The 23199-nt window shown below is 45.8% G+C and carries 23 protein-coding genes and 1 pseudogene; 19 read left to right on the forward strand and 5 right to left on the reverse strand.

Going from position 1 to position 23199, the window contains the following annotated elements:
• The first annotated feature begins 424 nt into the window (after window positions 1-424).
• Window positions 425-1225 carry a hypothetical protein gene (locus tag ACFO8Q_RS01865; protein ID WP_380023880.1) on the forward strand — a complete coding sequence of 267 codons (801 nt, stop codon included), beginning with the start codon at window positions 425-427 and terminating at the stop codon, window positions 1223-1225.
• 392 nt (window positions 1226-1617) lie between these two features.
• On the opposite strand, the gene ACFO8Q_RS01870 is transcribed toward ACFO8Q_RS01865, so the two are convergent.
• Window positions 1618-1899 carry a hypothetical protein gene (locus tag ACFO8Q_RS01870; RefSeq protein ID WP_380023881.1) on the reverse strand — a complete coding sequence of 94 codons (282 nt, stop codon included), beginning with the start codon at window positions 1897-1899 and terminating at the stop codon, window positions 1618-1620.
• Window positions 1899-2165 (reverse strand): hypothetical protein, encoded by a 267-nt coding sequence (locus tag ACFO8Q_RS01875; RefSeq protein WP_380023883.1) that lies wholly within the window; start codon window positions 2163-2165, stop codon window positions 1899-1901. The genes ACFO8Q_RS01870 and ACFO8Q_RS01875 overlap by 1 nt, the downstream gene beginning before the upstream one ends.
• Window positions 2166-2791: 626 nt before the next feature.
• Between ACFO8Q_RS01875 and ACFO8Q_RS01880 the strand changes: the two genes are divergently transcribed.
• The 6 genes and pseudogenes from ACFO8Q_RS01880 to ACFO8Q_RS01905 all read left to right on the forward strand — a co-directional run bounded on the left by ACFO8Q_RS01880 (window position 2792) and on the right by ACFO8Q_RS01905 (window position 8636).
• On the forward strand, window positions 2792-4669 hold the full coding sequence (locus tag ACFO8Q_RS01880; RefSeq protein ID WP_380023884.1) for an SWIM zinc finger family protein: 1878 nt from the start codon (window positions 2792-2794) through the stop codon (window positions 4667-4669).
• A gap of 990 nt (window positions 4670-5659) precedes the next feature.
• The gene (locus ACFO8Q_RS01885) at window positions 5660-6112 is read left to right on the forward strand and encodes a type IIL restriction-modification enzyme MmeI (RefSeq protein ID WP_380023885.1); all 453 of its coding nucleotides are present in this window, start codon (window positions 5660-5662) and stop codon (window positions 6110-6112) included.
• A 202-nt stretch (window positions 6113-6314) separates the two neighbouring features.
• Window positions 6315-7373, forward strand: a pseudogene (locus tag ACFO8Q_RS01890) (TOTE conflict system archaeo-eukaryotic primase domain-containing protein).
• A complete protein-coding gene (locus ACFO8Q_RS01895) occupies window positions 7370-7534 on the forward strand; it encodes a hypothetical protein (protein ID WP_380023886.1) in 165 nt (54 codons plus the stop codon). Before ACFO8Q_RS01890 ends, ACFO8Q_RS01895 begins: the two are co-directional and overlap by 4 nt.
• A 29-nt stretch (window positions 7535-7563) precedes the next feature.
• A complete protein-coding gene (locus tag ACFO8Q_RS01900) occupies window positions 7564-8283 on the forward strand; it encodes a DEAD/DEAH box helicase family protein (RefSeq protein ID WP_380023887.1) in 720 nt (239 codons plus the stop codon).
• A 38-nt stretch (window positions 8284-8321) separates the two neighbouring features.
• Window positions 8322-8636, forward strand: coding sequence for a DEAD/DEAH box helicase (locus ACFO8Q_RS01905; RefSeq protein WP_380023889.1), 315 nt, complete (start codon window positions 8322-8324; stop codon window positions 8634-8636).
• 586 nt (window positions 8637-9222) lie between these two features.
• Here ACFO8Q_RS01905 and ACFO8Q_RS01910 read toward each other — a convergent pair.
• On the reverse strand, window positions 9223-9873 hold the full coding sequence (locus ACFO8Q_RS01910; RefSeq protein ID WP_380023890.1) for a hypothetical protein: 651 nt from the start codon (window positions 9871-9873) through the stop codon (window positions 9223-9225).
• Between the two features lie 5 nt (window positions 9874-9878).
• Entirely contained in the window at window positions 9879-11222 is a 1344-nt protein-coding gene (locus ACFO8Q_RS01915; RefSeq protein WP_380023892.1) for a hypothetical protein, read from the reverse strand.
• Window positions 11223-11615: 393 nt separating this feature from the next.
• Here ACFO8Q_RS01915 and ACFO8Q_RS01920 point away from each other — a divergent pair, with 393 nt between their 5' ends.
• The 5 genes from ACFO8Q_RS01920 (at window position 11616) to ACFO8Q_RS01940 (ending at window position 16633) form a co-directional block, all read left to right on the forward strand.
• A complete protein-coding gene (locus ACFO8Q_RS01920) occupies window positions 11616-12200 on the forward strand; it encodes a Uma2 family endonuclease (RefSeq protein WP_380023894.1) in 585 nt (194 codons plus the stop codon).
• 221 nt (window positions 12201-12421) lie between these two features.
• Complete coding sequence (locus ACFO8Q_RS01925; RefSeq protein ID WP_380023897.1) at window positions 12422-12862, forward strand: MarR family winged helix-turn-helix transcriptional regulator; 441 nt, start codon at window positions 12422-12424, stop codon at window positions 12860-12862.
• An 8-nt stretch (window positions 12863-12870) separates the two neighbouring features.
• The gene (locus ACFO8Q_RS01930; protein ID WP_380023899.1) at window positions 12871-14508 is read left to right on the forward strand and encodes an MDR family MFS transporter; all 1638 of its coding nucleotides are present in this window, start codon (window positions 12871-12873) and stop codon (window positions 14506-14508) included.
• Between the two features lie 116 nt (window positions 14509-14624).
• The gene (locus ACFO8Q_RS01935) at window positions 14625-15719 is read left to right on the forward strand and encodes a PfkB family carbohydrate kinase (RefSeq protein WP_380023900.1); all 1095 of its coding nucleotides are present in this window, start codon (window positions 14625-14627) and stop codon (window positions 15717-15719) included.
• Complete coding sequence (locus ACFO8Q_RS01940) at window positions 15716-16633, forward strand: pseudouridine-5'-phosphate glycosidase (RefSeq protein WP_380023901.1); 918 nt, start codon at window positions 15716-15718, stop codon at window positions 16631-16633. The genes ACFO8Q_RS01935 and ACFO8Q_RS01940 overlap by 4 nt, the downstream gene beginning before the upstream one ends.
• Before the next feature lie 194 nt (window positions 16634-16827).
• Here ACFO8Q_RS01940 and ACFO8Q_RS01945 read toward each other — a convergent pair whose 3' ends face one another.
• On the reverse strand, window positions 16828-16911 hold the full coding sequence (locus ACFO8Q_RS01945) for a putative holin-like toxin (protein ID WP_380024175.1): 84 nt from the start codon (window positions 16909-16911) through the stop codon (window positions 16828-16830).
• Window positions 16912-17259: 348 nt separating this feature from the next.
• On the opposite strand from ACFO8Q_RS01945, the gene ACFO8Q_RS01950 reads away from it, so the two are divergent.
• The 7 genes from ACFO8Q_RS01950 to urtE all read left to right on the forward strand — a co-directional run bounded on the left by ACFO8Q_RS01950 (window position 17260) and on the right by urtE (window position 23197).
• Complete coding sequence (locus ACFO8Q_RS01950; RefSeq protein ID WP_380023902.1) at window positions 17260-17385, forward strand: hypothetical protein; 126 nt, start codon at window positions 17260-17262, stop codon at window positions 17383-17385.
• A 96-nt stretch (window positions 17386-17481) separates the two neighbouring features.
• The gene (gene psiE / locus ACFO8Q_RS01955) at window positions 17482-17952 is read left to right on the forward strand and encodes a phosphate-starvation-inducible protein PsiE (protein ID WP_380023903.1); all 471 of its coding nucleotides are present in this window, start codon (window positions 17482-17484) and stop codon (window positions 17950-17952) included.
• A gap of 554 nt (window positions 17953-18506) precedes the next feature.
• Complete coding sequence (gene urtA, locus ACFO8Q_RS01960) at window positions 18507-19691, forward strand: urea ABC transporter substrate-binding protein (RefSeq protein ID WP_380024176.1); 1185 nt, start codon at window positions 18507-18509, stop codon at window positions 19689-19691.
• 96 nt (window positions 19692-19787) lie between these two features.
• A complete protein-coding gene (urtB, locus tag ACFO8Q_RS01965; protein WP_380023904.1) occupies window positions 19788-20693 on the forward strand; it encodes an urea ABC transporter permease subunit UrtB in 906 nt (301 codons plus the stop codon).
• Between the two features lie 20 nt (window positions 20694-20713).
• Entirely contained in the window at window positions 20714-21790 is a 1077-nt protein-coding gene (gene urtC / locus ACFO8Q_RS01970; protein ID WP_380023905.1) for an urea ABC transporter permease subunit UrtC, read from the forward strand.
• Window positions 21753-22508 carry an urea ABC transporter ATP-binding protein UrtD gene (gene urtD / locus ACFO8Q_RS01975; protein WP_380023907.1) on the forward strand — a complete coding sequence of 252 codons (756 nt, stop codon included), beginning with the start codon at window positions 21753-21755 and terminating at the stop codon, window positions 22506-22508. The genes urtC and urtD overlap by 38 nt, the downstream gene beginning before the upstream one ends.
• Entirely contained in the window at window positions 22502-23197 is a 696-nt protein-coding gene (gene urtE / locus ACFO8Q_RS01980; protein WP_380023908.1) for an urea ABC transporter ATP-binding subunit UrtE, read from the forward strand. The genes urtD and urtE overlap by 7 nt, the downstream gene beginning before the upstream one ends.
• Window positions 23198-23199 lie beyond the last annotated feature (2 nt).

Below are 23199 nucleotides of genomic sequence, written 5' to 3' on the forward strand. Positions count from 1 at the left end.
ATCAATCCTCCTACGTATAGTATCGCTCTTATTTCGGAGGTTGTCCAACTTGATTACGGGGCTTAAGAGGTCGCGGTATTCACTTTACATTTGCCAAGAATGGTGGTAGGTCGACAAAAAAGCGGCCTGCTTGGTTTACCACTTACAGAGGGAAGTAGAAACCAAAAAGGGAACGGTCATGACATTGATCTGTCTTGACCGTTTTTTCACAACAGAGAAAGATGCTTTGGTCATCGCTAATCCAAACATACCGAGAACCCGGAAATTAATCGAGAAGATTACGAAAGTCTCAATACATTAGGCGTACAAAGAATGTAAGTCATAGCCGATCGGAGTGTGGAGATCGAGTATCCAGGGAAAAGTAAGTGGGATTTTTAACCTTAGTGAAGTCTGATTCAGAAACTTTAATAAGGATGGAGATTGTATGAGCCAAAACCAGGATCAGAAACAGAAAGGGTTTTCAAAAAGAATTAGAGATATTTTTGATGTGGGAGGGGAAGGAACAGCTTCAATAATTGGAGAACTGCTTTCAGAATCTGTAGTGGGTACATTTTTACCCGGTGTAACCACAGTTTATTTCTCATATAAACAGAAACGAATTGAACGGAACATAGAGAAATTCATGCTGGAAGTAAAGAAAAAAGAAGCGGAGTTTAATCAACGACTTTCCAGGTTGGAAACAAAACCCCTAGGTTCAATTAAAGATAAGTATCTCGGCATCGTGATGGATTACGTAGTGGATGAGGTACAAGAAGAAAAGATCGGATATATCGTCAATGGAATGCTAAATCTATTCTCGTTGGAGGATTTACAAGAAGATTTTGTATTAACCTATTACGACACCATGCGGAATCTAAGATTGGTCGATATTGCGGTACTAAAAATGTACTATAGTCTTTACAACATAGGACTTCAGGCTATGGATTTCCAAGCGATAATGAATGAATTCGGTATCGATTATGATCAATATAACGCGGTACGGGAAAAATTAGCGATATTGGGGTTACTGGCGACCACAAGGGATAAAGAGTTGGACTACCTTTACAATAATGTGATAGAGATGCAATCTTATTTGGAGGCACTGTCGAAAGGTAAAAACAAAAAGTTAGACAAACTGAGGAGATTATCCAAGAACGACGGATATTTAATATCCCGGTTCGGACGAAACTTCATCGATTTTTTCATTCAGGAAGCCAACAATATTTCGCAAATTCATGAGAAATAGGCATCCCTTTGGGTAAGGAACTCATCGTTTTAACCGTCACTCGTTGTTTCCTGATAATTCGGAGGAATCAAATGAAAGCAAAGTGATTCGAATTGTCTGGCTCTTTCTTTCTCGTGTCATAATTGATTTTTTTGACTAATGGACCCGCCCTTTCACCATCACCAGCGATAACATCGTGATCCGATTGGACAAAACGTTCCATTGTTCTTCGTCAGCCAACTTTTTGATGAAAACAAGAAAAACCACTGCAAAGTATGCAGCGACTTGTTATTTACGGATTGCCAGTCTTAAACATTACGGACTCTTTAACAAAAAGAAGTAGACCTATTCGTGGTCAAATCAGACTAACAACTAAACAAAACCGTCATTTTTCCCCTAAGCAGAAATGACGGTTATTGTTCTCCTGGGAATTTGACCCCCACAATCACTATGTGATTGTGGATACGGTTGTAATAAATTTTAAACTTTCGAACGACTATTCTGGAAAAGCCCACGTACTTCCCATACTCCTCGGTGTAGGTCTTTCCTACTACCGGGTTTACTAACAAATCTTCCGTCTCGATCATAAATTGAGCAATGAAATCGTAGGTTTCCTCCGGAGTGAAACGTGGATTTCTATAAGAACGAAGTTTTGCTAGAACGGGAGCAGGCCAAATGACTTCATCGCCTTTCATTATGCAAAATCCTTTGGAGAAAGAGCTTTGATAGACTCGGATGTGGTCATATAATCTCCTCTTTTATAAGCTTCTAAGCTCTTTTCAATCATTTCCCGCAGCTCATCGTCCGACTCTGCATCGGCAGCAATCGATTGAGAATCTTCCTCGTGTAACACGATTGTAAATTTGCCTTTTCCCGGTATAAATATTTGGCAAACGGAATTGTCCCTGGTCATCCTCCCGATTCGTTCCATTAAATCATCTGGAGATTGAATTTTTTCCATAAGAATCCACCACCACTGTTCATGTTTGGTTTATTATAACATGTTTTATGCAGTCATGTGCTGTCGTAACTGCACATAAGTAAGATGAGAGCCACCCATCCAACAGTTTTGGAGTCAGCCTTCCGGACAAGAGTGCCACTGGACTGATCCTTCTGTTAGAATGATCTTATGCACTGTTTGAGAGCAGTGTCAAACATTCGTGTGGAGGTCATTTTATGAACCAGTATCGGGAAATTCTGCGGCTTCACAGCCAAGGGATCAGTCAGCGGGGAGAACAGGAATTGATGTATAGTGGCGAATAAGAGAAAATCAAAATCCTCAGTACCCTGCCATAAAAGGTTGGACAGGCATGGCCGTCTTCAGGCCGCAAAACACTGGATCCCAAAGTATGTGGGAAAAAATCTTGTTCGGGGCTACTAAAAACGTTTTGGCGTGAGTCTGGAATGTGCCATCCGGGAACTTGAAGTATTGGGAATCGAATTTCTGTTTTATTGCAGGACTTACCAAAATGGTTTTCCATATGGTATTACTTGGGAAGATGAGAAAAGAAATCGGGAGAAGTTGGCTGATCAACGGGAGCGGAACTCCCTTGGAGAAAAGCTTGATGATTTGGGAGGAGGGAACGAATGAAACAAAGTGTACTTTTAACTTCACTGATATCCGGGATGGATCGGTTTATTCCCGACCCTATCATTGATAGAGGTATCAGTTATTTTGAACAGGGACTTGTAGAGAACGTTCAGATCCGGAAACCCTGGATCCATGCCACTGTACTTGGCAATTACGGCGATTACAATGTCAAAATTCACTTGTCCGATTTTTCCAAAAGCCGCTGTGACTGTCCGTACGATGGGTACTGCAAGCACATGGCTGCCGTCGTTTATTTTATTCGAGAAGATGCGGAGCAGTTGGATGCAATTGAAAATGCGTATGAACCGGTCGAAAAAACTGAACCAGGCTCTAAAGAACCAGATGACCTGGAGCAACAACTGAAAGATCTGGAGAGACAACACCTGCTGGAAATATTGCAAGAGCTTGTGGCAGCCGACCCAACAGTAAGGGAATCCATCCGCCAACTCCTCATTGACAGGGAGCGAACCTCCAAGCTGAATGCGGATCAAATCCGCCACTTGGGCTTGTACAGTTCAATCGCATATTACCAAAAAGAAGTTCCCCTTGTTCTTAAAGATTGTGAGGATCTGTTTACCAGAATTGAAACCTCTTCCGATGACGACGATGATCGATGGGATTACGAATATTATCATGATGACGAAGACAGACTGGAATGGGATTTTGAGGCTGGATTGAACAGATTGCACCGATTTGCACAGGAACTTCTAAAACTTGTTACGCCGGACCACTATATTTCCGGCACCGTAGGTTTGCTGGTTACCTTAAAAGGGATGGAAGATTGGATTAATAAATATGAGGATGAATACAGCAGTGAGTTAAGCGATGGATTTACCGTTATCGAGGATTATTTGTGGGAGGCGCTGAAACGGATCAAAAAGTACCGCGACACAAATCCGAAAGCCGAGGAATTTCTCCACGAACTGATCGAATGGATTGTCAGAGAATGTAAAACATTGGATGGTTTGTTGGGATGGACCTCCATCTTGACTCATTGCGTGCCAACATTAAGGCAGCTGTGGGTTTTGAAGGAAAGAATCATGCTCTTGGACAAGGAGTTTTTTAACAGCCCGCGTTTCCAGGAGGAAAGGCATCGTAGGATTCTTGTGCATTGGTGGGTGGAGTTGTGTCTTTCGTTGAATCAGGAACAAGAAGCGCAACAAGCCGCAGAGGTACTGGGTGGTTCGGATGCCCATGATTTCTCGGTTGCCTGCAGTTTTGTCAAACATTATGAGCGAAATGAAAATTGGCCAAAAGCGATTGCCGGATTACAAGTGATTATCGAGAAACATCCACACTTAAACGAACCTTATTATGAATGGATGATCAATCTTTGCCAGCGTGCAGGAGACGAAACTGGGAAGAGAACGTGGTACGAGAAATGGTTTTTGGCCTTTCCTGATTTTGAATTGTTTAAACGAAATGTTGAACTGCTAGACCTGGAATCAGAAAAACAGAAAAAAATCAGCCAATGGCTTGATTACATACGCACACAAAAGAAAGATGGTTCATTGGTAATCAGTATGCTTCTGTTTGTGGGCGATAAGGAACAGGCTTGGGCGGAATTCACAAGGCAGAAGAACCGAATTCACATGAATGAGGCGCTGCGGCTGAAATTGTTTAAAGAAATGAAGCAATATGATCCTGCAAAGCTGATTCCCGTTTATCGCGAACTTGCGCAGCAATATATAGGGCACAGAAATCGTTCTGGATATACACAAGCTGCGAGGTGGATGAAAGATTTGAAAGAGGTCTGTTCAATCTCAGGAAAACATGATGAATGGAACACTTTTTACCGCCAAATCATGACGGAGTATCACCGGTTCCGCTCTTTGATGGAAGAGATTCGGTTAGCCGGATTGGAGACAATATAGCTTATTAAGGACCCCGAGAACCGGTACGATGATGAGGCAATCAAGGTTGAGATCACACCCATTGAAAAAATAGGCTATGTTGCCAACAGTCCCTGTGCTGTACCAAGAGGGTGTAGAAGTGCCGGGCGGGTCTATGATAGGTTTGAAAGCAAGATATATTGGTAGTAAGATTTTTATATAAAGAAACAGCGATTCCTAAGCTAAAACAAAATGTAGAAGAGGTTTACATTGTGAAAATTATGGATGAAAATACCGAGAATTACTTGCTAACCACGTTCCCACCCAGCTGGTAAGGCGGCTTGACCAACTCCTTGACCGCTTTGCCAGCTGGGAAAGTTTCAAGGAGCGTGGTTTGAGTGGAACAAAAGCCCTATCGAAGCAATCGTGCAAGGAGTTATTATCGTCATCACCGGATTCGGTCAATTCAGAGGAAGAAGAGAATTTTTGTGATTTCTGGCGTAATAACGGGGAGTATCTAACAGATGCGTGGATTGAAATCATTTTACGAGTTTGGCCCTTGTTAGCGGGGCTAGTCGCAGACTTTTTGTAATGATTTCTTCAATTGTTTCGGACTTGATCGGATAAAGGTTGGGGCACGCTTCGAACATCGTATTCCCGATGAGTATGCCCGAGCTGACCTACTCTGGGGGAGCGCCTCCTGATCGAGATGAAGCGTCCCTCTGAACGAAATTTACGTAGACATTATGACCAAATTTATCATTACTGGTTGGGAATCAACCCTAGCCCTAAATACGTCATTCTGAGCAACTTTCATACAATTGAGATTCATGACCCTAACAGAGAATATGGGAAGCCTCTTTCCATAATCCCTCTTCAACAAATAGATCGCTACATCGATGCACTCCTCTTTATGCTTGATGAGGAGCCAATTTTTCCGGAAACCCAATCAGAGGTTCCAAGCAGGCGGCAGATCTTGCAATCGGAGTTTATCGGTCTCTACTTCACCGTTATCCAAATAGTGAAGAAAGGTTGTTTATTCTTCAATGTGTATTCGCCATGTTTGCTGAGGATATAGCATTATTGCCACGTCAACATTTTACGAATGTATTATTGGATTGTATTAAGAAAAAGGAAAGAACGGGGGATACGTTATTTCTGCTTTTTCAACGTTTGAATGAACAGGATGAGAGGAAGCGCCGGGGAAGAGATATCCCGTACTTTAATGGTGGATTGTTTAAAGATGTATATGTTATTGATTTAACACCCAATGAAATTGAACAACTTCTGGAAGCATGCAAGTCTGACTGGTCCATGATACGTCCGGAGATCTTTGGAACCCTGTTTGAACATAGTATGTCAGAAGATGAAAGGTCCCAGAGGGGAGCACATTTTACATCGGAGGTAGATATCCAGCGCATTGTGCAGCCTACCATTGTACGTCCCTGGACTTGCCGACTTAACTTTTCCGATCCACCCAAATGAAGAAAACTGTTGACAGAAGCAGGAAAAAATTGAACAGGGACACCCGCACTCGATTTTACGTTATCTTAAGAAGTAAACAATTGCTGAGCGGTGGGGAACAATGCGGTCACGACTTGAAGATCTTCAGGAACAACTTCATAAAGCCCTCAAGGAATGCGCAAGGCTGCGGGAAGAGAATCAACGGTTAAGAACCCTTCTGGGTATGTTCCCGGAAAAAGATGCCGAAAACAAGCCATTCATTGATTCTCGATCCTCAAATCCCACTCCGGAAACCGAGTTGGTCACGAAGCAGTCTTCACCGAAACAAAAGATTGCATTGTTTCGCAGTCTGTTCCTTGGCAGAGAAGATGTGTACGCTGTCCGGTGGGAGAGCAAGAACGGAAAATCCGGTTACTCCCCGGCCTGCGCCAATGAGTGGAACAAAGCGGTTTGCAAGAAACCGAAATCAAATGTTCGGACTGCCCACATCGCATTTTTTTGCCGGTGACGGTTCAGGTGATCTTTGATCATCTGAAGGGGAGACAGACGATTGGGATTTACCCGCTGCTGCCGGACGAAACTTGTTGGTTTTTGGCCGTTGATTTTGACAAGACAACTTGGAAAGAAGATTCCGCCTGTTTTCTTGAAACGTGCAAGCAGATGAAGACCTCGACAGTGCTTGAACGTTCCCGGTCCGGGAATGGCTCACGTCTGGATTTTTTTCGATCGTCCTGTTTCGGCATCACTGGCCCGTCAACTCGGGTGTGTGATTTTAACCCGCACCATGGAAAAAAGGTATCAGATCGGTTTGGATTCCTATGACCGTTTGTTTCCGAATCAGGATACGATGCCAAAAGGCGGTTTTGGAAATTTGATTGCCTTGCCTCTGCAGGGGAATGCTGGTCTGAAGGGCAATACACTCTTCCAGGACGAAAACTATACACCTTATCAGGATCAATGGTTATTTCTTTCCACCTTGCCCAAAATGCAGGCTGAGGATGCTGAACGAATTGTACAGGAAGAAAGCTTCAAGGGCAGCATTCTGGGGATCCATCAAACTTTGATGGACGATCAGGGTGATTCCGAGACTTTATTGTCTCTGGAATCGGAATTGGATCAAAAAATTGGTCACCGCATCGAGGGTCCTTTGCCTTCAAAAGTGAAGATTGTGCAAAGCAATTTGATCTACATTGAAAAAACCGGTTTGCCGTCGGCCATGATCAATCGCCTATTGCGGATTGCGCTTTTCAGAATCCCGAATTTTATAAAGCTCAGGCCATGAGATTATCCACATTTGGCAAACCTCGCGTAATCAATTGTGCAGAAGAACTGGACCGCTATCTGGTTCTGCCGCGAGGATTTCAGGATCAGGTGTTGGAATTGTTGAGGGATCATAACGTCGAGGCCGATTTTTCCGATCAACGAAATCCGGGAATCCGCTAAATGTTAACTTTAAAGGAGAATTGACTCCATTGCAAGATCTGGCGGCGAAAGAGCTTCTGAAGCATGAAAATGGGATTTTGTCCGCAACCACCGCTTTTGGCAAGACTGTGGTCGCCGCGTATCTGATATCGGCCCGTAAGGTCAACACACTGGTTTTGGTGCATGGCAAACAGTTGATGGAGCAGTGGAGACAAAAGCTGGCTGCTTTTCTGGATATTGCGGTGAAGGAGATCGGTCAAATTGGAGGCGGCCGGGACAAACGCGGCGGTTTTATCGATATCGCTATGCTGCAAAGTGTCAATTTTCGGGGAACTGTAAAAGATTTTGTTGCCGAATACGGTCAGGTCACCGTTGACGAGTGCCATCCTCTCTCAGCTTTCAGTTTTGAGCAAGTCCTTCGGCAAGTCAAAGCAAAGTATGTGACAGGATTAACCGCTACGCCAATCCGGAAGGACGGACATCATCCGATTGTCATGATGCAGTGCGGTCCGATCCGGTTTCGGGTGGATGCCAAATCACAGGCAACCACGGGCCCTTTTGAACATGTTGTCATTCCAAGATACACCAGTTTCAGTCTGCCGGAACCCAACGAAAACGCGGCCATTCACCGGATCTATGAAGCTTTGGCACTGGATGAGAGCCGGAATGCTTTAATATTTGACGATCTTCTAAAAGCTTTGGACGAGGGCAGGTCTCCCTTGGTGTTAACGGAACGGACCGCACATGTGGAGTACTTGCAAACCGATTGAAAGGTTTTGCCAAAGATGTCATTGTGCTCCGAGGTGGCATGGGGAACAAACAACGCCAACAGGTGGCTGACAAACTGCTGAGTATTCCGGAAGAGGAGGAACGCGTTCTGATTGCCACCGGACGATTCATTGGGGAAGGATTCGATGATCCCCGGCTGGACACACTGTTCCTCGCCATGCCGATCTCCTGGAAAGGCACTCTGCAGCAATATGCGGGACGATTACACCGTTTGCACAGTAACAAACGTGTAGTCCGAATCTATGATTACGTAGATCCTCACATCCCCCTGTTGATGAGAATGTATGAAAAACGTTTGCAGGATACCGGGATATGGGGTATCAAACAAAACTGAAAGGATAGATTGTGATGGTTCCAATTTCTATTGAAAAATTTGTTGCGAAGTATATGGAAAGCAATCCGTCTGATGACAAGAAACTCATTGTATCTTCTCTCAAACGTACCGTTAAGCGAAAAAAATCCGGTGCAAGATGTATCCAGTGCGGCCAACCGATTTGGGCAATCGGTAGTACTTTTGTGGGATGGGACGGGTGTTTTACATGCATCACGGGTGACAGTAACCATTCACAGGATTATGAAATCCACAGGATTATGAAATCCACAGGATTATGAAATCGATGAGGTGTGTTGATCATAGAATCGGAGGCAAGGTCCCATAGCCTTGGGAATTTGAGTTTTACGCCATCTATGGTAAACTACAGACATAAAGTTTGTACACTTTCGTATAATAAAAGGAACCGCAGGTGCGGGAACACCTACGGTCGAGGTACAATAACTGCCCCTCTTAGGGTCGGCTCAATGTTTTCCGCAGTAGACCGCCGGAGTTGTCAGCTCAAGGGCGGTCATTTGTTTTTATTGCGACAGTACTAACGCGACCAACGCACCGAAAGAAATCATGAGAGAGATCGCCTCATTCATCCTCACCCGCCGGTGTATCCGCACACCCCTACTCGTGGGGAATTGACGACCGGCAGCAGCATTTCTTCTCCGCATTCATGTGTCTTCGCACACTTGTCGCAAAGCCAGCCCGTTCCAGCCCACATACATTCGCAACAAAGTTCGACAGCGGCGTCACCACACTCTGAACACTCGATATGAGGGGGGAGATTTTTTGCCATGACCTCAATCTTTTTTTGCCTTTTCGCTCCCGCCTCCATTGAGATTACTTTCAGTTTGAGTTCCGTGGTAGAACCGAAATCGTATAGATGAGTGAATTCCATTCCGACATCCAATACATTTTTAAGCTTGTGGTTCATCCCTTTTTCCCTGTAGGAAGAGTTTGGATCGCTGGTAAAATGGGTGCGGTTGATTTCAAAAGCACTTAGATGTCCACAGCACTCCAGCCATATTGATCGTAAAAAATCGTCCAAATCCGCCAATGTGGAAGTTTCGGAAATACTGAGATACATCCAATATTCGGGAGAATATTTTCCCTGAACCAGAATGCAAAACCTTTTGTCTTCCGGCACGACCGGACCTCTTGATTTACACCCGTTTACATGCCGTTTCATTGCGGTTTTCCCAAAAATTCCTCCGCAATAGGAGCATTTGCCTTGATTTGTTTTCGCCATGTTTATTACCTCCTGTTTTTCTTGCGTTGTTTTTTGGCTTCCGTTTTTTTGGATTTTATCTTCTTGGACTTCTCTGTTTTTGCTTGTCTTTCTTTCCGCTGATTCATCAGCGCTGTTTTCTGTGTTTCATGATACAATTGCAGTCGGCTCTTGGTCGCTGCCGGTTTCTGTTTATCGAATGAAGCCCGGAATGCTTCCACTTCTTCTGATTCGAAATCAGGAAACGTATCGGGCGGCATCCAGCGGTGGACAAAATCATACTTCCACAGGGTATCCCGATACCCATCCATCAACAATGGCTTTAACCGACGGACGACATCAATGGCTTTCTTATGCAGTTGTGGGGAAATAACGAGATGCTCAAGCAGAAAATCGTAAATGTAGGGGATTCCCCATGCGATTGCGAATATCTTTGCTTGCTGCGCGGAAAGAATTTTTGCCAGATACCCACCCAACTCCTGCAGATTGAAATCAAAGTAGGTTTCCGGGTCGAGTTTCGCGATTTCCGGCTGTTTCCGTTCCAGAAAGTCAAAGAACGCGCACCATATCGTATCACTAGAGATAAAATCGATCCGTTTTCGTTCCAACATATAACGCAAGAAGAACCAGGAAGTTTGACGCAACCAGAGAATACGGGCTTCTCTGGCTAGCCAGGGTCCTGCAGGATTTTCAATTGTTATGTCAGCTTGAGATAGCCTCTTTTTAATTTCCTCTACTTCGTCTTCATCCACCTCATAATCCCACTCGGCAATCTGTTCATTCAACTGACTGGAATCCACGTCATTCCCGGCCTGTAACTGCCGATACGCCTCTTGCCACATCCCCATGTAGAGTACATCAGCAAATTCTATTTCAGCCCCGGGAATCAATTCTGGCGAGTCTTTCACCTGGTTGTACACCTTTTGGGAGCATTCCAGTGCCATCTCCGTATCCCCATAAAGATAGAGGAGCCGCAACACCGGTATCAACATGTCGATCCCGTTAACCGGGTCCTGAATAAAATACTGCAGAGCTTCCTTTGTCTTGTCTGGTTCATTGCGGAAAAGGGCATATTCGATTACATGATTTTCGAAATAGCAAAAAATACCGCGATAATAATCGGGCTCCCGTGTCCGCAGCTTTTGCACCAGTTCCATTTCCTGCGTCGGTCGTATTTGTTCCCGTACATCGAACAAATACTCCACAAGATCGATCTTTTCGAGAAACGCATCGTTCAAGTGTTGATCCAGCGTATCCATCACAAAATCATAAAGCGCCTGAGAAGGGAGCTTCATATAGGTTTGGATCCATTCTTCCGGTTCCTGAAAAACAATACCATTCACTTTCGATTTATCAAGTTCGGTTGACATTCTACTATCCCTCATTCTATTTTTTGTTCCACAACCTCTGAAGGATTCTGCAAGAGCAGGCTAAAATCCTCTCAAATAGCTAAAAGATTCTAGTGAATAAGGTTGTAGAATAATCGACACCTCTCATTTTGTTTAAATAATACAGGCGATGTTGGAAGTGAGGAATAGAAATGTTATGGAATGAAGTTCGAAAGATTTATCCCGATCAGTGGGGCCTTGTAGAAGAGGCAATCACACGTCCGTTTGAACATGTTGTTATTCCAACCAGAAGTTGACTAATCTGTTCAACTTCTAGCAGATTCCGCAAATCCTGCAGAAAAATCCGGTTTCACTAAATACGAACATTTGTGCTATACTTGATGTAAGTAAATCTACGGAACCGGGGTGAAATCGATGGAATACGACGGCAAGAAGAAGAATCCACTGACGATCAAGGAATCGGGATGGACTGTCGAGGACTATATGAAGCTTCCGGAGGACGGCAATCAGTATGAAATTGTTGGAGGAAAGCTGGAACTGAAGCCTTCTCCGACTACCACTCATCAGAGAATAAGTAGCAACTTGGAACACATTCTGAAGAGTTCATGCGATCAGCATTACATTATTCTGCATGCTCCCGTAGACGTGATTCTTTCGGACAATGAAACCCGACAACCCGACATTCTGATGGTGCATCGCAGCCGGGAATTCCTCATTGAGGAGCACGGAGTGGTGGGGCCACCTGATCTTGTTATCGAAATCCTGTCCCCGAACAGTGCAAAACGGGATCGTGTTATGAAAAAGGAGTCCTATGCACGGTTTGCCGTACCCGAATATTGGATTGTCGACCCTGCCAATCTTACGATTGAGCAGTATGTATTGGTTCGTCCAGGTGAACCTTATGAACTGGCTCAGGTATTCGGAGCGGAAGATACGGTCCAATCGGAACGCATTCCCTGCGTGTCGTTTGTAGTTAAAGAAGGACTCAAGATTGTTTGAAGGGTAAAAGGAGCGGATGCGGCTGGCTGCTTGTTAGCACGGCCCTACCGGCTTTGAAAGATCACCCAACTCAAAGGCGAATGCCAAGTTTTCTTACTTATGCTTGCGGTTTTGCGCAAGTTTCCATTATACTGATAAATAGTTAAGATGCTTAACTATTTGGATGGTTTATTTTTAAATTTGTTAATCAATTTGAATGCAATTCTTTTTGGAGGGCACAAATGGGTTCCGAAAGCAAGCTCAGAGAACTTGAAGAAGTATTTAGCCAAGTCAAGCGAAAAATCACGATGGAGTGGAACAAACATCTTGAGCCGGGAATTTCCGGTTCACAGGTATGGATGCTTCACATTTTGGAGGAGAAAGGCTCGCAGAAGGTGTCCGAACTGGCCGAAGCATTAGAGATTAGTTTACCGGCAGTGACCGGTTTATCCGACAAGTTGATCGCAAGTGGATATGCGCAGCGAGAACGGTCGGAGGAAGATCGGCGAATTGTCCTTTTGCATATTACGGACAAAGGGAAGGAAATGTTGAAAAGCATTCGGGAGCAAAGACGACTGATGATGAAGAAACACTACGAGGGATTGTCTGATGAGGATCTCGATCATCTGATCCGAATTTATCACCAGGTTTTAAAAAATATTCAATCCAAAGGTGCGGAGTGATAACTAGAATGGAACATTTAGACCAAAAAAGAAAGATCACCATCATGATTTCGATCATGGCGGCAATGTTGTTTGCAGCATTGAACCAAACGATTGTGGGTACCGCGCTGCCGCGAATCATTGCGGAACTGGGCGGTATTGAATATTTCAGCTGGGTATTCACAATCTACATGCTGGCCTCGAGCGTAACTGCAATTCTCGTCGGAAAATTATCCGATATCTATGGACGTAAGCCTTTTATTTTGATAGGGATCGGAATGTTTATCATCGGATCGTTTCTTGCAGGATTAGCAGGATCGATTGTCGAGCTGATCATTTACCGCGGGATTCAGGGATTTGGCGGTGGGATGATTCTGTCCACTGCGTTTACTGCAGTGGGGGATCTTTTCTCGCCCAGGGAACGGGGGCGCTGGCAGGGGTTGATGAGCTCCGTATTCGGATTGGCGAGTGTATTTGGTCCGACCTTGGGCGGGTACATTGTCGATCATACGGACTGGCATTGGGTATTTTGGATTTTCCTGCCTGTTGGTTTTGTTGCTTTTGCTTTAATTTGGTGGCTGTTTCCATCGGCTGAACGCAAAGAAGGGGAGACTGTCGATTACTTCGGATCCGTATTTTTAACCCTGACCATGGTTCCTATGCTGCTGGCGTTTTCTTGGGCGGGGACAAAGTACGAATGGGGATCAACCGAAATCTTGGGGTTGTTTGGCGCTTCTCTCGCAGCTCTGGCAATCTTCATCATGATTGAACGCAGGGTAACGAGTCCCGTCCTGCCGTTATTGCTGTTTCAAAATCGTATTTTTACCATATCCAATCTGGTCGGATTCACGATGGGGGCCGGCATGTTTGGGGCAGTCATGTATATGCCGTTCTTTGTTCAGGGGGTCATTGGAACATCCGCGACGGCTTCCGGGTTCGTTATGATGCCGATGACGCTCAGTATGGTGGTAGCCAGTTCATTAAGCGGTCAATTGACCACAAAGACTGGAAAGTACAAGCTGCTGGCCTTGGCCGGAGTGTTGGTGATGGCGGCCGGAATGTTCTCAATGTCATTTATGACTACCGGGACGACCAATACGATTGCTGTTATTAACATGATTATTGTCGGTTTGGGGTTGGGGATTGCATTCCCGATTTTCACCCTGACCGTTCAAAATGCGGTCGATCAAAACTTATTGGGTGTTGCCACTGCATCCGCTCAGTTATTCAGACAGCTGGGGGGAACGATTGGGGTTGCAGTGATGGGAACCATCATGAGTCACCGGATAACGGAAAAAATGGGACAACTGGCGGCAGAATCAGGTATGGGGGCCGTGGTACAGCGTGATCCCCAACTGTCCCAAAAATTGAGTGTCCTTCAAAACCCTCAGATCCTCATGGATCCGGCGAAGCTGGCCCGGATCGAGGCCTCTTTGCCTCCGGAATTGAAGGAGTTATTCGGCAAGCTGATTCTGCTCTTGCGGGAAGCCCTGAGCTATTCTTTGTCGGGAGTGTTTCTGGCAGGAGCGTTAACTGTTTTCTTTGCTTTTCTGCTTACTTTCTTTCTGAAAGAAATTCCGCTTCGCACTTCCAACCGATTCAAACCTGAAGCGGAGGAGAAATCGGGGAAGACGTTTGCCATTCGGGAACAAGCAGATAATTCATAATGGAAGTGATTTGAATGACGTGTGTCGGCACGTCCTTTTTTATGTTCCGAATCTCTTTACAAACACTTGTCTGTTCTATAAACTTTTGTTTGTGATATTGGGAAGGAGGCGGTCGGATGGACAAAGAGGCACAGATATTGCAGGAAATACGTATGAATCCTTTCATCACACAGCAACAACTGGCCAACAAAATGGGAATTTCCCGGTCTGCCGTGGCCGGTTATATCGCCAGCTTGACAAGACGCGGGGAGATTAAAGGACGCGCCTATATTTTACGCGATAAATCACTGGTTACATGCATCGGCGGGGCCAATTTGGACCGCAAAGCACGAAGCAAGCAAAAGGTGCATCTTCATACATCCAATCCCGTCACAATAACCGAATCATGCGGGGGTGTGGCACGCAATATTGCGGAAAATCTGGGGCGCCTCGGCTGCATCACTTCATTGATCTCCTGCGTCGGGGATGACAAAGAAGGCAAATGGATTCTGAACGAGACCAAAAGATTCGGGGTGGATGTCAGTCAGGTCTGGATGTTGTCCACGGAGCGGACAGGAACCTATACCGCATTGCTTGATACGGATGGAGAAATGGTGATTTCCTTAGCGGATATGGAGATTTACGACAAAATCACGCCGGACATGCTTGGTGAGAAATGGTCTCACATTGCTTCCTCCCAGGTGGTTTTCGCTGACACCAATTTTTCGGAGGATTGCCTCCGTTATCTGATCGATCGATGCAGGGTTGAGAACATTTCTCTCTATGTCGACCCGGTTTCCTCAGCGAAAGCGAGGAAACTCGCTCCTTGTTTGGAAGGGATCGACACCATTCTGCCGAATCGGGAGGAAGCGGAGCTTCTTGCCGGAATGGAAATTCACTCCCTTTCGGACTGCAAAGAAGCATGCGGAAAAATCAGAAAGCGAGGAGTCAACAACGTTGTCGTCACTTTGGGGAAGCAGGGGATATTCTGCTCAACACCGGAAGAATCCGAATATCTGCCTGCCTTTAAAACGGAGGTCGTGGACGTGACAGGAGCCGGTGATGCGTTTGCTTCAGGTGTGTTGTATGGCGTCATCAGAGGAGAGTCCTTGCTGCACGCTTGTAAGATAGGACTTGCCGCAGCCGCTTTAACACTGCAAACGGAGCATTCCGTATCGCCGCTTTTGAAACCGGATCAACTCGAGGCTTATTTGGAGGAGCGATTATCATGAAACAATATCTCGCTATTCACGAAGAAGTTCAGCATGCCCTGGAAAAGAAACTGCCCATTGTCGCTTTGGAATCGACGATTATCTCGCATGGAATGCCCTATCCGCAAAACGTCCAGATGGCCAAAGAGGTGGAACAAATTATCCGGGCTACCAACGCGGTACCCGCCACCATCGCCATCATGAACGGTAAAATCAAAATTGGCTTAGATGAAGAAGAACTTGAGGAATTGGCCACCAACAAGTCAGTGGAGAAAGTGAGCCGCCGCGACTTCCCATATATTCTTGCCACCCGCAAAATGGGGGCCACAACGGTTGCCGGTACGATGATTGCCGCCGAATTGGCCGGTATCCATGTATTTGCCACTGGCGGCATCGGGGGCGTCCATCGGGAAGGCGAAACCACATGGGATGTGTCGGCGGACCTGACCGAACTGGCTCAGACCAATGTCGCTGTAGTCTGCGCTGGTGCCAAATCCATTCTGGATATTGGCAGAACGCTGGAGTATTTGGAAACCCACGGGGTACCTGTAGTCGGGTACCAGTGCAGTGAATTCCCATCGTTCTACTCACGGGAGAGTGGTTTTGGGGTGGATTTCCGACTCGATACCCCGGAAGAGGTAGCGACCGTCATGGATACAAAGTGGAAACTGGGATTAAAGGGTGGGCTTGTGATCGCAAACCCTGTCCCTGAAAAAGACGCACTGGCGTATAACGAGATCGAAGCGGTGATTGCTCAGGCACTCCGGGAAACAAAGGAGAACGGAATCACGGGCAAGCAGGTGACCCCATTTTTACTGGATCGGGTTAAACAATTGACAGGTGGCAAAAGCCTGCAAACCAATATCACCCTGGTGAAGCATAATGCAGAAGTCGCCGCCAAAATTGCGGTGGCTTTCCAGGGGATTATAGCGTAGGGCGTGGTCGTGAGGCCGATTGAAAGGATGCAGGGGCTATGGTAAACTACAGACATAAAAGTTTCTGCGAAATCGTATAGGAAAAGGTGACCGTAAGTGCGGGAACACTTACGGTCAGGTACAATAGCTGCCCCTCAGGGGGCCGGCTCAAGGTTCTCGAAGTAGACCGCACGAGTTGTCAGCTCAAGGGCGGTCTATTTTCTTTTTCTATCTGACAGTAACAACGCGATCAACGAACCGAAAGCTATCATCAGAGAGATCGCCTCATATACCGTCATGGCCTCACCCCCTCTCTGCGGAGGGTTGAACCGACCACCCTTGAGAAGCCTATTCTATTGTACAAGATCAAGTATAGCATATTTTTGGAATAAAATCGAACATATGTTCTGGTGCACATGTAAAGCGTGTTTCATTAAAAACTTTATTTGTGTGTAAGGATATCTTACGAATCTTATACCATCCGTTGAACAACATTAGATAATTAGAGTAAAGACAGCTAGTAGACACAAGAAAAGGGGGTACGCGACAAAAACAAACGTTTTTCGTCAAAGGATTCGACAAGTGAAGATTCGAATTAGTAAAGCTGTTCAGAGATTATAAAAAACTCTAGTGGGGAGGAACTTACATTGCTTTCTTACAGCTTTGACAAACAAAAAGGCAAATGGGTGGTTAACCTGAACGGGCAAAAAATAATGGGGTACTTTGAAACAGAGGTCGAATGTATAGATTACATGTATAAGTTTGTGCTGTAAGAAACAGAATTGAATTTCAGCCACAAGCAATTGTGGCTCTTTTTATACCTTCCGGGATCGTGTATCTTTTAACTTTTTTGTTATGGAGGGATTTCTATGAAAGAGGTAAAGGCTTCCTTGCTTAGTACTGCGGATGGAAATTCATTCCAATCAGTAAAAGAGGCTAAAGTCAAACTCAAAAAAATATCCATAGCCCAGGTTTTGCAATTTTTTTTAAATCTGTCTTTAATTGTACTTTCCGGTATATTGTGTATTTTACTCGCAAAAGAAATTTATGACTTTATCAGATTTATCATTCATTCCGATCATACGGAGTTCCATCATTTCCTCGAAAAAATCTTGGTGTTTTTCCTTTATTTTGAGTTTATCTCGATGATCGTAAAGTATTTCAGAGAAGATTATCATTTTCCACTGCGGTATTTCGTCTATATCGGAATTACCGCGATGCTCCGGTTAATCATTGTGGATCACAACGATCCAATCAATACTTTATTTTACTCTCTCGTGATTTTGACATTAATTATAAGTTACTACATCATTAATAAAACTCCACGTGAAAGACCGTAATCGTGGAAAAAAAGGTTTGCAAGCCGGTTATCGATATAACTGGCTCTTTGTATTTCTGCCCGGACATTCCCCAAATGGATTCTGTCGCGGACGGCGGCACAACACCTGGCAAGCTCCCCTGCTCCTCGTTTGGAAACGTATCGATCAGAATAAATCCCAAATAAAAATGGTTAAAAAGACTACGGCAAATTTTGAGACACCGTGCTCATGTTGAATTATATGTCAGGAAACCTAACATAAACATTTTGCTGAGTCCGCTTTTTTTACTATAATGACGATAAGAGTAACGAAAGCTGACACAAATGAATCGAGGCTGTTTAGACAAAGGTGTCAAACAGGTCGGAGGCAAAGAAGCCCTTGCTAAAACTTTTATTTTCAACCTGCAAACAGAGTCAATGTGTCTTTGTCAGGATGAAGGAGTTTTTGAAAAGGGCTTCTTTATTTATATGGCCATTCGGGGGAGCCTCAGACCCGGGCCGCTACATCATTCTACATAATCAGGGGGTTCGTCCAGCATGACAAAAAAGAAGAAATCACTTGCTGTAGCCGCTCTTATGACCGGTGCGCTGCTCCTGTCCGCTTGTTCCAACTCCGGTACAGGCACAACCGCATCTTCCGGCTCCGGGGATACGATCAAGGTAGGGGTCTTGCATTCCTTGAGCGGAACAATGGCAATCAGTGAAACGTCCGTAAGAGATGCAGAGCTGTTGGCCATTGAAGAAATCAATGCTGCAGGAGGCGTACTCGGCAAAAAGCTGGAACCGGTCATTGAAGACGGAGCATCGGATTGGCCGACTTTCGCGGAGAAGGCCCGAAAGCTTTTGCAAAAAGATAAGGTTGCCGTGATTTTTGGCGGCTGGACATCCGCGAGCCGAAAAGCGATGCTGCCTGTGGTGGAAGAAAACAAAGGGCTGTTGTTCTATCCTGTCCAGTATGAAGGATTGGAGGCTTCCCCCAATATCTTCTATACGGGTGCAGCTCCGAACCAGCAAATTGTTCCGGCGGTATCCTGGTTGTTAAAGAACAAGGGCAAAAAGTTCTACCTACTCGGATCCGATTATGTGTTCCCAAGAACGGCCAATAAGATCATCAAGGCACAGCTGGCTGCCGAAGGCGGGGAGATGGTGGGGGAGGAATATACTCCGCTTGGTCATACCGACTACAGCACCGTCATAAGCAAGATTAAGCAGGCAAAACCGGATGTGATTTTTAATACTCTGAACGGGGATAGCAACGTCGCCTTCTTTAAGCAGTTGAAGGATGCGGGAATCACAGCCAAGGACACCACGGTGATGTCTGTAAGTATCGCAGAGGAAGAGATTCGTGGTATAGGGGCAGATTTTCTTACGGGTCATCTAGCCTCCTGGAACTATTACCAGACAACCGATACACCAAAGAATAAAGTGTTTGTCCAGAAGTACAAAGATAAGTACGGAAAAGACCGTGTGACGGATGATCCGATTGAAGCCGGTTATTTCGGTGTCTATCTCTGGGCGGAAGCGGTCAAAAAGGCCGGGTCTACAGATGTGGACAAAGTGAAAGAAGCTTCCAAAGGAATCGATTTCCAGGCACCGGAAGGAGTTGTAAAACTTGATGGAGAGAACCAGCACACCTATAAGATTGTTCGGATTGGCGAGATCCAAAAGGATGGGCAGTTCAAGGAGGTGTGGAATTCCGGTCAGCCTGTAAAACCGGATCCCTACCTGAAGACTTATGAGTGGGCGAAAAATCTGAAGTAACGATCCTGATTGGAACCTGAAAGTGTAGGAATATGGATCAACCCGTCTGGGTTGATCCGCCTATTTTAAAAACATCAAATACTTGGAGGTAAATCCATGGAAGTCATTTTACCTCAATTGTTCAACGGGTTGAGTCTGAGTTCCATCCTGCTTCTGATCTCCTTAGGTCTGGCAATCACATTTGGGCTGATGAATGTGATCAACATGGCCCATGGCGAATTAATCATGATCGGAGCGTATTCCGCTTATGTGACACAGCTGTTATTTTCGCACTATCTTCCGAAAGCCATGTTTGATTTTTATTTCTTTCTCGCGTTACCTGTCGCTTTCCTGATCGCCGCTTTTTGGGGTTGGGTATTGGAGTGGTCATTGATTCGACACCTATACGGCCGTCCTTTGGACAGTCTTCTGGCAACCTGGGGTGTCAGCTTATTGATGCAGCAGTTGGCACGCACGATTTTTGGGGCCCCGAATGTGGCTGTGGTGGCTCCCAACTGGCTCAATGGGGGATTGGAGATTATGACTGGCGTTGTTTTTCCTTACAAGCGGCTGTTTATTTTAGTACTTGCGGCAGCAGCCATCTTGGGGATGTATTTCAGCTTGTATAAGACGTCGCAGGGGAGACGGATGCAGGCTGTGATGCAGAATCGAAATATGGCAGCCTGCCTTGGAATTTCCACACGCAAGGTGGACTCCTACAGTTTTGCTGTCGGTTCGGGCATTGCCGGCTTGGCCGGATGCGCTATCACATTGTTGGGGCCGATCGGACCCTCAATCGGAACGTACTATATTATCGATGCCTTCATGGTCGTGGTTCTCGGAGGGGTTGGAAAATTGATCGGAACAGTAGCCGGTGCTTTGGGAATAGGTCTTCTGAATACACTGTTTGAATACGGAACCAGCGCTACGATTGGCAAGGTCCTGATTTTCTTATTGATCATTGCCTTCTTGCAGTGGCGGCCTTCCGGTCTGGTTTCAGTCAAGACCCGGGCACTGGATTAATTTCGAAGGAGGTAGAGCCATTGAGCCGAAACAAATTGATTATCGGTCTGCTGGTGATTCTTTTGTTGGCAGTGGCACCGTTGTTCTTTTCGGATTTTCGGATGAATCTGCTGGGGAAATTTTTGGCTTTTGCCATTCTGGCTGTCGGGCTCGACCTGATTTGGGGATATACAGGGATTTTGAGTCTTGGCCACGGGGTTTTCTTTGGTCTGGGAGCCTACTGTATAGCTATGTATTTGAAGCTGGAAGCGAGCACCGGGAAATTGCCCGATTTTATGTCTTGGAGCGGTTTGGAAGAGATGCCTTGGTTCTGGGTGCCTTTTGGCAACCCCTTCTTCGCCATTCTCGCAGCTGTAGGGGTACCCATGATCCTGGCTGGTTTGATCGGGTATTTTACTTTCCGGAATCGGATCAAGGGAGTGTTCTTTTCGATTCTCTCCCAGGCAGTCGTGATTGTGATGGTCACACTTTTTATCGGCAAACAGGCATATACAGGAGGAACAAATGGTCTTACAGGTTTTAGGACTGTGTTTGGGTTTCCTTTGTCCTCCCCCTCCGTCAAACTGTTTCTTTATTATTTGACCTTGGTAGTTCTGATTGTCGCTTACTTTTTATGTCGAAAATTGGTCAACAGCAGAACAGGGAAAATCTTGGTGGCGATCAGAGATGGAGAGAGTCGGGTAAGATTTTCGGGGTACGATCCGACGACTTATAAAGTGTTCGTTTATACACTTTCCGCGGGGCTGGCGGGTCTTGCCGGTATCCTATTCGTCCTCCAGGTGGGCATTATCTCCCCGGCCATGATGGGAATTATCCCTTCGGTTGAGATGGTTTTGTGGGTGGCTGTCGGTGGAAGAGGTACCTTGATCGGGGCTGTGATCGGTGCAGTTTTGACAAACGGGGCAAAAAGTTTCTTTAGCGAATCCTTCCCGGATATTTGGCTCTACTTCCTTGGTGCTTTGTTTGTGATTGTAGTTCTGTTTTTACCGCAGGGAGTCGTTGGGGTGTTTGCGAAGGCAAAGCAGAAATTTGCTGCGAGAAAGGTGGTCGATGAGGTTTATGAGCACAATTCTTTGCACCCGAAACATCACGGTTGATTTTGACGGATTCAAAGCGATTCAGGAGCTTAATTTCCAAATGAAACAAGGGGAAGTGCACTTTCTGATCGGACCGAACGGTGCCGGAAAAACGACTTTGCTTGACGTGATCTGCGGGAAAGTGAAGCCTGTACAGGGGGAAGTTCTTTTCAAAGAAACGATCGACTTAACCAACAAGCAGGAGCATGAGATTGTCCGGTACGGTGTCGGACGCAAATTTCAGGCTCCCGCAATCTTCGTAGGTCTAACCGTATTTGAGAACCTGGAGTTGTCGATGAAGCAGAATCGCGGTTTGCTCTCTACTCTGAGGGCCAAATTGACGGACGGTGAACGAGCAGTGATCGGTAAGCAGCTGGCCATGATCAACTTGGAAGACCGGGCGAATGACAAGGCATCGTCACTCTCACACGGTCAGAAGCAGTGGTTGGAAATTGGCATGCTGCTGATGCAGGAGCCTGAACTGCTATTGTTGGATGAACCGGTGGCGGGGATGACTCAAACGGAAACAGAGAAGACAGGCAAACTCATTCAGGAAATCGCTAAGAGCCGCTCGGTTCTGGTGGTTGATCATGACATGGATTTTGTCCGGAAATTCTCTGACAGGGTGACAGTCATGCATGAGGGAAAGATTCTCTGCGAGGGCACTATTACGGAGGTTCAGGAGGATTCGCGTGTGGCGGAAGTATATTTAGGTCGGAGGAAAGAAGCTGTATGCTAGAGATGAAAGGTTTAGAAGTTTGCTACGGAGAAACCGTCATCCTAAGGGGCGTAGATTTTCGCGTTAACGAAGGGCAAGTCGTCTCTTTAATGGGGCGAAACGGTGTCGGTAAGACAACTCTGCTGAAAACGATCATAGGCCTGCTTCGCCCACGCCACGGGAAAATTTTTCTGAATGAAAAAGAGATTAGCAGGGCGAAACCGGAACAGCGGGCAAGCCTTGGGATCGCTTATGTTCCCCAGGGACGGGAGATCTTCCCGCAATTGACTGTACAAGAGAATTTGCTCTTGGGGACGGAAGCCCTCCCCAAAAAAGAAAGGAAAATTTCGGACGAGATTTATGACATGTTCCCGATGCTGAAGACGATGCTCCATCGAAAAGGGGGAGACCTCAGCGGCGGGCAGCAGCAGCAGCTTGCCATCGCCAGGGCGTTAGTTTCACGCCCGCGACTTCTATTGTTGGATGAACCCACAGAAGGGATTCAGCCAAATCTCGTTATGGAAATTGAAAACGTGATCCAGAGGCTTAAAGAACAAGGGGAAATGGCCATCCTGTTAGTGGAACAGAGTCTGGATTTTGCCCTAAGTTCAGCCGATTATTACTATGTTCTTGAAAAAGGGTCCATTGCGGCGGAGGGGAAAGCGGCGAAAATTAACGAAGAAGTAATTCGCCAACACCTGGTTGTTTAAAC

Source organism: Effusibacillus consociatus (assembly GCF_042652925.1).
Lineage (GTDB): Bacteria > Bacillota > Bacilli > Tumebacillales > Effusibacillaceae > Effusibacillus > Effusibacillus consociatus.